Genomic DNA, 12,152 nt, shown 5'->3' with positions numbered 1-12,152 from the left:
AGGGACGCTAGTTCCAGCAGCGGGTAGCTGCGGCGGCACCCTTCGCGCCGGTCTGGTTGAGGGTAAGGGTCCCGCAACGCGTGTCGCTCGCCTGGGGCCCCTGAGGTACGGCCTGCAGTGCATAGGCCGAGGCGGTGGGGTTGGCCGTGAACGAAAAGACATAGGCCCCTGCCAAATCGTTGCGGCAGGTCAGCGCAGGGAGTTGCGCGTTGGTCACGGCGGTGCCGCACCCCGCACCGGTCGCGTTGTAGCGCAAGCAGGTGGTGTAGTTGCGCTCCATCCATTGCGACAGTTCGGTCAGACAGGCGCCGGCGGCGGCACGGCGCGTCTTCTGCACGTGGCTGGTGTAACTGGGGTACGCCACAGCCGCGAGGATGGCCACTATGGCTACTGTGATCATGAGTTCGATCAGAGTGAAACCCCTCGAGCGTGCGCGTTGAATCGGATCTGGGTTCTGCATCATCAACACCTTAAAGCGAAGAGTCACCTCATCACTTGCTTTTCGAAAACCATCAATCGCGAACGACTTCGCGCCATGTCAGGCGGCCACGCACCGGCGTCAAGCCAAGGTTGACCCTAATCGACCCCATGGTGCCAGTTGAACCGCCCACGACGAGTTGATTACCCACCAAAATTGCCTCCCCCGGCATTCCAATGCCCAGATCGACTGCGCCAATGTATGCGCCATTCACCGTGTCGTCCAAGAAACTGCCATTGTCATTTACATCGAAAAATGGCCGGGTTAAGGCCGCCCCAGTGAATGGATTGATCGCGGCGACAACACCCGTACCGCCAGGCACGCACTCGTCGAACTGCGGACGAATGATGCTGGCCACCAACGCCGGCTCGACCGCCCGAAGGGTATTGGAAGCGGTGATGATGCGCTCCGGTTGCGGCAGATCAATATAGAAGCCCCGCTTGCCAACCATGTCGTTTGCCGATGCAGACGAAAACGTGCGGACATTTCGCCCAGCAAAAGTCACTGACAAACTCATGGTGCGCGGCACAAGCTCGTTGCGACCCGTGGTGATGGGCGCGCCATCGTCGATCAAGCCGTACCATGATTGCGAAGCTGCGCCTGCGGGCGGCGTGACATTGTCGCCTGTTCGAAAATAGCTGCCGGTTCCGAAATGCACAAACAACTTACCGAAGTTGGCATCTGCATTGACGAAGTTGCGCACGAGGCGAAGTTGGGCTGTGATGGGCTGTGCGTTGCCCGCGGCATCTTTCGCAACATACAAGGGCTGACCTGCATAAGCCACGCCCCAGAGGCTGGGGCTCGAACTGCTGAGATCGAACTTCCAAACGTTGCCCATCATGTCACCGGCGTACACGTGATCGATATAGCCGTCGTTATCAGAGTCAAACACACCGGGCGCAGCCAGTCCGTTGTCACCACCCGCACTGGTAGCAATTCTGCGGATGAGTGCGCCAGTCTCGAGATTAATGATGTAAAGAGCGGCTCGCGCGTTCGCGCTGTTGTATCCGTTCCCGACGATAACCACCCAGACGTCCGAGCCATCCACCTTCATGCGCGCCACCACCGGACGGCCAAGAACATGTCCCATGTCGTCCATTTCCGGATCGCTCAGCGAGGTCTCCCACAGAACGTTCGAGCCATCGAAGGTGTTTGGGTTGGTGACATTCAATGCAAACAAGCCGCGCCCGCCGCGCCCAAGAGCGGCGACGAGAAGGTTGCGCCCTGTGGTTTGACTTCTCGAGGTGACCGCGATTTCGCCGTCAACAAAGTAGCGATGACTCTCGTTGTACCCAAGCTCCGACAACGCCCGAATTCCCGCACATGCCGAACCTGAGCATGAGGCCGGCTTTGGCATCACGCTGCTGGGAATATACGCAAAGACTTCTTGGCCGTTCTGTGCGTTGAAAGCGTGCAGCATCCCATCGTTTGCCCCTACATACAGGGTATCGGTGTCTTTTGCATACACCGGGGACGAATGCGCGATATCGCCAAGCACGGTCGCTCCGCGGTCTCGAAGGCTACCGCCGTTCTGCAGTTCACGCGATCGATTACCCCGAAGATAATTGACCAAATTCGCATCATTTTTGAAGAGCGCCAGATCACCATTGGCCGTCAGAATGTCGCCGGTGAACTCCGCACTGCCCACAAGAGCATTGGGTGAGGTGTAGAAAATGCGCCGCCCAACGTCGTTCAACAAGTGATCTGAAGCACGCCAGCTTGCCGTTTCGTTCACACCCTTGGAGGTGATGCCTTTCGCCTCCAATTCCCCCGCCCAATTTTGAGCATTGAACTTGGCCTGGAATGCACGGGTGTCCTCGCGCAAGTCGGTCGAGTTGGAGCTAATATTTCCAGCGGAACCGCTTTTGTCAATAATGCTATTGAAGGTCTTTCTCAACGTATCCTTCAACGTCAGAGGGTTTTGGACCAAAAAGTAGGTATCGGGAACACCGTCGTTGTCCGCGTCCCACTCCACCGACAGATTGGGCGTTTTACTCTTGTCGCGATCGACGAAACCGCCGTACTTCGCCGCATACCAAAGCGGATTGTTCAAGAACGCAGCGCCCCCCGTTGTTCCGGGATTAAACACAAAAGTATTGGGCGTCTCGCCAATTTGCGGCAAACGATCGCAGTTGGCAGGCCGATTGGACGCGACATCACACATGCCAGACTTTTTGCTGGGGTCCGGCGCATTCAGGAAGTAGTACCGAGAGGAGCTTTCGTCCTGCGCCACAAGATAGGGGCCATCACGATCCGTACCAGAGATCACATAACCCATCACCTGCTGCGCGCTGCCCGCTTGATAACGCGGCGTCACGGTCACTGAGAGCGTGTTATTGGCATTGGCCTCGACCCGGTACTCCGCAATCGCATCCATGTCGTGATCGCCCCCCTGCTCCACGTCTTCGAAGTTGATCTGAAATCGTGCTGAATACCGGCCGCCATTCACCGTCGCATCAAAATCATTGGCACTCGAGTTGACGATGGACTCGACATAGAAATCAACGATCTGGTTGGTCGGCTGATAGGCGCCCTTTGCATTGGATACGCCATTGCCTCCGACCGTCTTGGCAAATGGCACCAGGCTGATTTCCTTACCATTGGGCAATTTCGCAACGATTCGCGGCAGTGGTGAGCTCAGGGCCACAGCATAGGTGTCGGCATACACCTCGCGACCGGCACCGAATTCCGGCCGCAGGTTTCGGGTTTTGGCGTAATACGCAATTGATGCAGCATAAAAAGAGCCATCCTTGGTCGGCTCTTCGGGAGACAGGCCACGAATATTGCCCAGTGAGCTGACTTCCTTGGGCGTGGGGGAACGGTCATCGATGGAGCCCGACTGAGCGATGAAGAACTGGCGCCCCGTGATATTGGACTCGATCGCCGTGATTGTGCCGCCGAGGGCGGTTACGTTTAGACCTGTGATGTCCCCCGAAAAGTAGCTGTTTGTTGTTCCGCGCAACGGAAAACTACTACCGGGCAATTGATCGGAATCGTATGAGGGGCTGATATCAGAAATCGTCAGCAAATTGGGACGCGCGCAGAACGGCGCCTTGGCTTTGCTATTCGTCCTATCGTAGGGGTCGTCCCAGGTCACCCGGCTCAGACCCACGGCGGTGTCCATCGTGGTGCCCGTATTGAAGGCCGTGGTTGGCGCCTTTTTGCCGGAAAAATAGCGAACCGCTTCATACATCATTTCGGCGATGGGATTTCCCCAATCAACCAATTGACCTTCTGTTGGGTCCTTAGAAGAGTCGATATATGGACCGCTTTTCCAGTATTCGGACGAACTGCTGCTCTGGTTAAAACCTCGAATTCTTAAGTTATTAAAGGTATTTACGATCGAAGCTGTACTCGCGAACTGCCCGGTCGTGGCATTCACTTCATCGGAGAAGGACGACACCACTTTTCGCAAGCGGCCGCCCGAAAAGTGCTGATCGTAGCTGCCCGTGATAAGGCCAAACAGCATTGCACCGTTTTCGCCATATTCATGCAAAATTCCGATTGGTTTGTACTGATTATTCGGATACAAGCGACATTCATTGTGAAAGGCAGCGGTGCAGACCTCGACTCGGATGACAAGATCCCGCTGATTTCCTGTGCCGCTCGGGAACGCCCCTGACGAGAGATCGTTTTGCAGCACCGGCCGCTCTTTTGACGCCCACTCCCAGATGCGCTTGTTGTTGCCCACATTGGAACGTATACGCAATAACGGCTGCAGATTGCTGCAATTGTCCAACGTCGCGCAGCTCTGACTGCGGTTGGCTGTCAGACTGCCAAAGAAGTGACGTGTACTGGCGTTGGGGGGCTCATCCAGATCGGTGTAGTCACTGATTCTATAGTTGTGACTGCTGTGAAACTCCTTGCCCCAACTGTGCGCATCTTGGGGAATATAGGCGCGGCGCAACACGGTCTGCGAATTGGTGTCCACGTCCCGATACCCGCCGTAGAGCACTTTGCGCAAGGCGTCAATGCGGCTGGTGCTAACGTAGTTAAGCCAATTGCCCGACCACTCGCCCGAACTGCCCCCCACCGTGCAACGCCCCAGACTGTCAGCCTGAGAAGCTGGCTGGAACATCGACGCGGCGCTGTTATATGAGTAGCACAAGCCCGAGTCGAACAAGCCGTAGTAGGTGATGCCGGGTTTGAAGTAGAGGTCCAGCTGACCATCACCGTCGAGATCACTGGCGTCGTTGTAGGCCTCGTAAAAGAACTTGTGATCACGCCCGGCGATCAGCATGGTCATCGGCTTGGCGCTGACCATCGCGGTGAGCGGCTGCGCCGGCCACTCAAGCGCTTGGCTTGGCGTGTAAAGCAGGCCCAGCCCGAGGGCAAGCGCCGCAGTCAGCCCAGCACGACGAAGTGGGGTATGGTGCATCTGAATCTCCGTTCGGTCTGGCTCAATCGGTGGCGTAGATGGACTGCAACATCACCACTGCACGATCGGCGCCAGGTGCACTCCGGGCGGTGATCCGGTAGCGCTTGCAGTCGTTTGTGGAAGCCGGGTTGCCTGGCTGACAAGGAAAGGTGTCGCCCAGGTACTCAACAATGTACTGAGGAGTGATGGAGATTCCTCCATTGACAACTACCGTGGCCGAATGCCAACCGCCTGGATTGGGCGGCACGGCCAACAAGGGGTCTAGCCAGCGCTCGGTGTTGGCGGGATTGGGTGCGCCGCAAATGCCGTTGACACAGGCGGCTAAAGCGGCCGGAGTAGGACGGGCTGTTTCCACGATCGACTCGGCCTCTTTCAAGGCGGCCTCGGCCGCTTGAAACGACAAACCGCGATCGTACGTATTCGCGCTCATGCGCTCTTCCAGCGCAACCCCGCGCATCGCAGCGAGGCCTACCAAGGTCATCAGCACCAGCAGGATGAGCGCGACGACCAGGGCAACCCCGCGCTGCCGACCGATCCGAAGACGTCGATGGGTCAAGGACACATGGCTCGGCTTCATGGCGCAGGACGGTTGCGAAGGTTGACGACGTGAAACAGCTGTCGCCGCAGCGGCTGCTGATCTGTTCCCACTCGATTGGTGGTCTCCAAGTCCAAGGTCAGTCGCACGGCCACCACCAAGTCCGCGGCCGCGTTGTCCCAGGCGGCCACCGCACTCGCCGTCACCCAGTCATTGCCGAGATTTCCACTCGTCTGGTTGCGCAACAAGAATTGCGCCTGCATGCCTGTCACGCTTTCAGCCACTTCTTCCGGCACCCCTGTGCGGTTCATCCTGTACAGCGACGTCCCTCCTCGAGGGTTGTGGCCGACGTACCAGAAGTTGGCGGTGTACCGCGACACCATGCCGCCCGGCTGAAAGGTCTTGGGTGACCCGAGGGGAAAGCCGAGATCGGTGGTGGTATTGAGGGTACCGGCCTGAGCGTGCGTCAAGCTTCCGATTGGGGCGCCAGAGACGGCCGACAGCTGAGCAATGGCCGCACTCGCGCCATCGCAGACCATCACAACGTCACCTGCTGCAAGATCGTGATTGGGTGTATTCAACGAAAAGACATGGGTCGTGGGGTTGTGACCTGTCACGACAAAGCCGTTAAACATGCCGCCACTGAGCACCGCAACCGCATGCGTTCCAGCCACCCGCTGCCCCACGCCCAATCCGAATGGCACGATGCCTACCGTGTCCTGAGTCTCGTCGTAACCACGAATGACACCGCCGTCCCAATCGGCCCACCACGTCGCCGCGGCATTGTTCAGCACATTCGCCGTAACGGTGGCTCCGCACAGGTTACCCCCCGCCTGCCGCACGTCTCGCGCCATCAATTCGAAAGCAACACGGGCGTTCTCCTGGAGACGAGCCAACCCCTCGTTCGCTCGGGCCGCCTGTTGGTTGCTCAGGAAAATGCTGATAACGCCACCAACGATGATCAGCCCCAGAACGAGTGCCACCATCAACTCGACTAGGCTGAAGCCTCGCACACGCGAGCGTGAGCTGCGACAGCTCACTCGATAGACCAAGCGCACATTCCTCATAGCCGGCTACTGGTGGTGAAGGTCTGGTTGCCCAGGCCGCCGGCTCGGCTGTCATCCCAAACGATCGTAACGGTGCAAACTCCAGCCGCATCGCAGCTGATAGCGCCGCAGGTGTCATCGGTATCGCCGAGCGTGTTACGCATACTTTGCAGCCAGTGCTTACGGCTATTGCCCGACAGGTCTGCAGTCGCGACCGCATCGGGACTGCACGTGGAGGGCATGTTGTAGTTCAACGCAATGGCTCCAACACGATCTGCACGCAAAACATCGAGCATGTAATAGCTCAACATCACAGCTTGGCTGCGACCGTAACTGCTCTGATTGGCTTTCAGTGCATTGGCTTGCAGGCCAGCCATTCCCAGCAGGCCCAAAGACAGCACCAGCACGGCAACCAGAACTTCAATCAAGCCAACGCCACGCTCTCGCGCGAAGAAGGAACGCCGAAGCGGTCTCGATGTTGCGTGCGTCACTGCGGTTTTCACGGTGTCGGGCATGAGTCATCCACATTTCCGGGAGTGGTAGAGGTTAGGCGGCCTGTCGCCAGCACCTCGATGTCGCGCGCTCGATTGCTGTTCGAGAGCACTTCGGGGTAGCAGACTCGGATTCGACCACCTTGCAATGCGCCAGCCATGGTCCTCATGGTGCCGTCGGCGGCGAATGACAGGAAATTCGCGGCGCCGGCGTTACCCCTGACCAACAGAGGCGGTGCCAATGCCTGACCATGGAGTAGCACAGTTTCCCCGGCATCCACGCTGGGGTTGACGGCCGCCCGGGTAACATCGGTGAAGCTGATCCAGCCCTGCTCCCATCCTCCGGCGACCGTGCAAGAAACGCCGTCGGCGCTCTTGCACAAGGTGATGCGCCCGCCTCGCCGAATGGCCTCACTGCGTGCCGCAGCGATAGCACTGATCAAGTCATTTGTGGATGCCGTCAATCGATTGCCGGCCAGAGCGCTGCGAAAGCTGGGTACGGCGATCGCCAACAGAATGGCGAGCATAGCTACAGCGACCATCAGTTCGATCAGCGTGAAGCCGTTCAGCACCAACGAGCGCCTTTTTTTACTGGTAAGGAGTAGCCGAGCTTGCATCCCGACATGTTTCCGCGTCCCGGCTCGCCAGCACGCTCCGACAGACAAGCGTCTGCGAGGCAACGACGAGTGGTTACAAACGGATGCGTTTCGCATCGAGAGGATGGCTGAGGCCATTCGGCTCACCAGCCAGCAAAATGGGGGTATCGGTATCCTCGCCCCTGCCGGCACTGCCCTCCTCTTTCAAACTGACGAAAGGCCGTTTTGGCCGCACGACCACTTGATCATGGGCCAGATGCTGCGCGCGGTGCCCATTGGCCTGTGGCCGCAGGGGCTCAGGTCGGAATGGCCCCCGGCAAGGGGCCAAGCTCGAAGGCCCGCACCTTCACCCCCTGAGTCGCTCCACGACGGCCGTCCGGGCCGCTGTGTTGCGTCGGCCGCCGCAGGGCCTTGCGCTCGCGGGTGGCACGCTTGTCGCCCTCCGCCCGCATGGGGGTTCACGGGGCGGCCATCGCGCGGCGAGCGAACCACCGAAGGTAGCGGCGAAGGTGGCTCTGCCGCCGAGCAGCACCTGGCGGTGCGAGAGTTCGCGGGAATCGCTGGCGTGGTCGGACATGGGAGGGCCCCTTCTGGTTGGGGAAAGCGCTTCGAATCCGATCGAAAGCAGATAAAGAGTCCCGCGAGTCGCATAATGGTGAGCGCACCCGACACCGCCAGCTTGCCATGTCCCCCAACCGCCCCGACCCCGCCATCGCGCTGCACGGCGCCTCCAACTTCCGCGACCTCGGCGGCCTGGCCGGCGACGGCGGGCGGCGCGTGCGGCGCGCGCTGGTGTACCGCTCCGACCACTTGGGCCGCCTGAGCGACGAGGACCTGCAACGCCTGAACGCGCTGGGCGTGTCGCACTGTGTGGACCTGCGCGGCCCCGCCGAATGCCGGGCCCTGCCCAACCGCCTGCCGGGCATCACCGTCGAGCACCTGAGCATCGACCCCACGGTGCTGCGCCGCGTGCGCGAGCGCCAGAAGCAGGGGCAGCCGCTGGGCCGGGCCGAGGCGGTGGCCCTGATGCAGGATACCTACCAGGACTTCGTGCGCCTGCGGGGCGCCGTCTTCGGCCAATTGCTCGCGCGCATCGCGGGGCGCGAGGCACCGCTGGTGTTCCACTGCACCGCCGGCAAGGACCGCACCGGCATGGCCGCCGCGCTGCTGCTGGGCGCGCTGGGCGTGCACCGCGACGAGGTGATGGCCGACTACCTGCTCACCAACCGCCTGTACCGGCGCGACACACGCGTGGAAGAGCCCGCGCCGCCCGAGGTGCTGGAGGTGCTGTGGCAGGTGCAGCCCGAGTTCCTGCACACGGCCTGGCGCTGCATCGACGAGGAGTTCGGCGGCCTGGACGCCTACCTGGCCGGACCGGTGGGGCTGGACGGGGCGGCGCGCGAGCGGCTGCGCGAGCGGTTGCTGGCCGAGGCCTGAGCGGGTTGCGGACTCAGCCGCGCCCTTCGCCCGCGACCGGCTGAGCGCCGCGCCAAGCGCCGTCTCGACAAGCGCCATCTCGACAAGCGCCATCTCGACAAGCGCCGTCTCGACAAGCGCCATCTCGATAGGCCTGCGGCGTGAGGGCGTGCTGGCGGGCGAATGCCCGCTGCAGCGCGTCCACCGACCGGAATCCGCTGCGGCTCGCGATGCGTTCCTGGGTCCATTGCGTCTGCACCAACAGTTGCGCCGCCGCGGCCACGCGGGCCCGAACCACGAAGCGGGCCGGCGTGCAACCCACCTCCGCCGCGAACGCCCGCGCGAAGTGGCGGGCGCTCATGCCCGAGCGTTCCGCTAGCGCCTCCACCGACAGGTCCTCCTGCAGGTGCGTGCCGATCCATGCCACCACCTCGCGCAGGCGCCGGCTGGCCGCCGACTGCGCCTTCAAGGCCGGGCTGAGCTGTGGCTCGCGCGCGCCGCGCAGCAGGGGCAGCGCCAGCGTGCGCGCGATCTCCATCGCCACCGCGTGGCCAAGGTCGTCCTCCACCAAGGCCAGCGCCAGCTCAAGGCCCGTGGTGACGCCGGCCGAGGTCCACACCGGCCCATCGCGCACGTAGATGCGTTCGCGCAGCACGCGCGCCTGGGGACGCAGCGCCTGCAGTTGGTCGCAGACGCGCCAGTGGGTGGTGGCCTCGCGGCCGTCGAGCAGGCCGGCGGCGGCCAGCGCGAACGCGCCGCTGCAGACGCTGGCGACGCGGCGCGCGCCCCGCGCCTGCCGCGCCAGCCAGGCGCCCACCTGGTGTTCGGCAATGGCCGCCCGGACCGCCGGCTCGTCGCCGCCGCAGACGATCAGCGTGTCGATCGGCGTGGGCAAGCGCTCGAATCCCGTGGTGTCGGCCAGGCGCAGGCCGGCGTTGGTCGCCACCGTGTGGCCCGAAGGCGACGCGATGTGCAGCCGGTAGCTGCCGGGGCGCAGCGCCTCGGCTTTGCTGAACACGCTGGAGGGCCCGGCGACGTCGATCGCCTCGACGCCATCGAACACGACGAGAACCAGGTGTCTGGCAGGAATCGCGGCCTCTGTGTCCTTGTCCGGCGCGTGGGAGGTTCGTAGGCTCATGGCACTCAGGAGCTCGAGATGTTCACACCCCTACTCTACTTATCAAGGCCGGCCGGCGGGTTCGCCGCCGCGCCGGTCCCACGCCGCAACGGCGACGGCGCGCCATGAAACACCGCACACCGCTGCGCGCCGCGTTGGCTGTCGCCGCCTTGGGCCTGGTGGCCTTCGGGGGCTGGATCGCGTCCTTGCCGGCCCCGCCCGCCCCGGCGGCCGCCCAGCCGGTCCCATCGGCGCAGACCCAGGCCACGCTGGCGGCGCTGGCTCCACCCAAGCGCCCGCGCCCCCTGGTGGCCATCGTCGGCCTCAACGACGCGACCGAGACGACCGACTACCTCATGCCCTACGGCATTCTTCGGCGATCCGGCGTGGCCGATGTGGTGGCGCTCGCGACCGAGGCCGGTCCGGTGAAGCTCTACCCCGCGCTGACGGTGGAAGCGGACGCGACGCTCGCGCAGTTCGATGCGCGGCACACCGATGGCGCCGACTACGTCATCGTGCCCGCGATGAGCCGGGACGACGACCCGAGGGTGCTCGCCTGGATTCGCACCCAAGCGGCCAAGGGCGCGATCGTCATCGGCGTGTGCGCGGGCGCCAAGGTGGTCGGCGCGGCCGGCCTGCTCGACGGCAAGCGGGCGACGACGCACTGGTACTACCTGGACCAGTTGCGCGAACGAACGCCGTCGATCCGCTACGTGGCGGACCGGCGCTTCGTGGCCGACCAAGGCGTGGCGACCACGACGGGGATCTCGGCCTCCATGCCGATGTCGCTGACGCTGATCGAGGCCATCGCGGGCCGCGAAAAGGCCGAGGCCACCGCGCGCGACCTGGGCCTGGCGCACTGGGACGCGCGCCACCGCAGCGCGGCGTTCCGCTTCACCCGACCATTTGCGCTCACGGTCATGGGCAACACCCTCGCCTTCTGGAACCGCGAAGCGCTGGGCATCGAGCTCGTGCCCGGAATGGACGAGGTGTCGCTGGCCTTGGTGGCGGACGCCTGGTCGAGAACCTACCGCTCGCGGGCGGTGGCGTTCGCGCAAGCGCCGGGGCCGATCGAAGGCCGCCATGGCCTGCGCCTCGTTCCCGATCGGGTGAGCGTGGACTGGCCGGCGCAGCGCTTGCTGCCGGCCATCACCGCCGCTCCCCCTGCGCAGGCCTTGAACGACGCCCTCGCGCGCATCGAGGGCCGCTACGGCGCCAAGACGGCCGAGGTGGTGGCGATGCAATTGGAGCTCCAGCCGTCCCACTGAGCACGGTGGTCCACCCGTCGGGGCTCAGGGCGGAACGTCCAGCGGCGGCCGCGGCGCGTCCCCGGACCGGGCCGCCGGCCGCCACTCGCTCCACGCATACGCCGGCAGGGCCAGCGTCAGCGGCATCAGGTAGTGCGCCGCGCGGTAGGCCAGCACCGCCGCCAGCGCCTCGTTCAGCGGCACCACGCCCGCCAACGCCGCCGCCACCACCGATTCCAGCACCCCCAGACCCGAGGGCACATGCGTCAGCGCCCCCACCACGCCGGCCAGCAGCAGCGCGCCCAGCACGGTGGGGTAAGGCACGCGGCCCTGCAGCAGGTTCCACAGGCTCAGGGCCATCAGCGCCCACACCGTGGCGCCCATCGCCGCTTGCACCAGCGCCACGCGACCGCTCGCCAGCGGCAACGTGTGGCCGCGCCAGCGCAGCGCCTTGCGCTCGCTGAAAGCGCACAGCGCGTGGTAGCCCACGGCCACCAACAGCAGCGCTGCGCCCAGCCCGCGCAGCACGCCGCTGTCCGGTGCCCAGGGCGCGCGCAGCGGCGGCGGCGCGACCAGCAGCACCGTGCCCAGCACCCAGCACCAGCCGAGCCAGTTGGCGATGAAGCTGTGCGTGACGATCTGTCCCACCGTGCCCGCCGACAGGCCGGCCCGCGTGTACAGGCGCAGCCGCATGCCCACGCCGCCGATCAGCGCGCCGAAGTTGAGGTTGAAGGCATAGGCGATGGCGGCCACCGCGAGCGTGCGCCCGCGGGTGATGCGCGCGCGCGCCAGCCGGCGCCCGATCAGGTCGTAGCAGGAGAACAGGGTGTGGGCGCACAGGGCCAACG

At 63.6% G+C, this 12,152-nt stretch carries 10 protein-coding genes; 2 read left to right on the top strand and 8 right to left on the bottom strand.

Annotated features, from left to right (window positions below):
- Positions 1-7: 7 nt before the first annotated feature.
- From BGO22_RS11640 to BGO22_RS11615, 6 genes are read right to left on the bottom strand one after another with little or no spacing between them, the layout of a single operon-like run.
- Positions 8-460 (bottom strand): type IV pilin protein, encoded by a 453-nt coding sequence (locus BGO22_RS11640; protein ID WP_070397775.1) that lies wholly within the window; start codon positions 458-460, stop codon positions 8-10.
- Positions 461-512: 52 nt separating this feature from the next.
- Complete coding sequence (locus tag BGO22_RS11635; RefSeq protein WP_070397611.1) at positions 513-4,856, bottom strand: pilus assembly protein; 4,344 nt, start codon at positions 4,854-4,856, stop codon at positions 513-515.
- Between the two features lie 22 nt (positions 4,857-4,878).
- Entirely contained in the window at positions 4,879-5,433 is a 555-nt protein-coding gene (locus tag BGO22_RS11630; RefSeq protein ID WP_070397610.1) for a pilus assembly PilX family protein, read from the bottom strand.
- On the bottom strand, positions 5,430-6,458 hold the full coding sequence (locus BGO22_RS11625; RefSeq protein WP_083292848.1) for a PilW family protein: 1,029 nt from the start codon (positions 6,456-6,458) through the stop codon (positions 5,430-5,432). The genes BGO22_RS11630 and BGO22_RS11625 overlap by 4 nt, the downstream gene beginning before the upstream one ends.
- Positions 6,455-6,952, bottom strand: a complete 498-nt coding sequence (gene pilV / locus BGO22_RS11620) for a type IV pilus modification protein PilV (RefSeq protein ID WP_139146932.1) — start codon at positions 6,950-6,952, stop codon at positions 6,455-6,457. Before pilV ends, BGO22_RS11625 begins: the two co-directional genes overlap by 4 nt.
- A complete protein-coding gene (locus tag BGO22_RS11615; protein ID WP_275564512.1) occupies positions 6,937-7,500 on the bottom strand; it encodes a GspH/FimT family pseudopilin in 564 nt (187 codons plus the stop codon). The genes pilV and BGO22_RS11615 overlap by 16 nt, the downstream gene beginning before the upstream one ends.
- Before the next feature lie 708 nt (positions 7,501-8,208).
- Here BGO22_RS11615 and BGO22_RS11610 point away from each other — a divergent pair.
- Positions 8,209-8,961, top strand: coding sequence for a tyrosine-protein phosphatase (locus BGO22_RS11610; RefSeq protein ID WP_286850955.1), 753 nt, complete (start codon positions 8,209-8,211; stop codon positions 8,959-8,961).
- A 13-nt stretch (positions 8,962-8,974) separates the two neighbouring features.
- On the opposite strand, the gene BGO22_RS11605 is transcribed toward BGO22_RS11610, so the two are convergent.
- Positions 8,975-10,078 (bottom strand): GlxA family transcriptional regulator, encoded by a 1,104-nt coding sequence (locus BGO22_RS11605; RefSeq protein ID WP_083292844.1) that lies wholly within the window; start codon positions 10,076-10,078, stop codon positions 8,975-8,977.
- 104 nt (positions 10,079-10,182) lie between these two features.
- Between BGO22_RS11605 and BGO22_RS11600 the strand changes: the two genes are divergently transcribed.
- On the top strand, positions 10,183-11,325 hold the full coding sequence (locus BGO22_RS11600) for a DJ-1/PfpI family protein (RefSeq protein WP_070397607.1): 1,143 nt from the start codon (positions 10,183-10,185) through the stop codon (positions 11,323-11,325).
- Positions 11,326-11,349: 24 nt separating this feature from the next.
- Here BGO22_RS11600 and BGO22_RS11595 read toward each other — a convergent pair.
- The coding region (locus BGO22_RS11595) for a putative bifunctional lysylphosphatidylglycerol flippase/synthetase (RefSeq protein ID WP_286850952.1) at positions 11,350-12,152 on the bottom strand (803 nt) is incomplete at its 5' end.

It is taken from the genome of Hydrogenophaga sp. 70-12 (assembly GCF_001897365.1).
GTDB classification, from domain to species: domain Bacteria; phylum Pseudomonadota; class Gammaproteobacteria; order Burkholderiales; family Burkholderiaceae_C; genus Hydrogenophaga; species Hydrogenophaga borbori.
The sequence above is the reverse complement of the archived record's forward strand: the minus strand, read 5'-3'. Positions and strand labels throughout refer to the sequence as shown.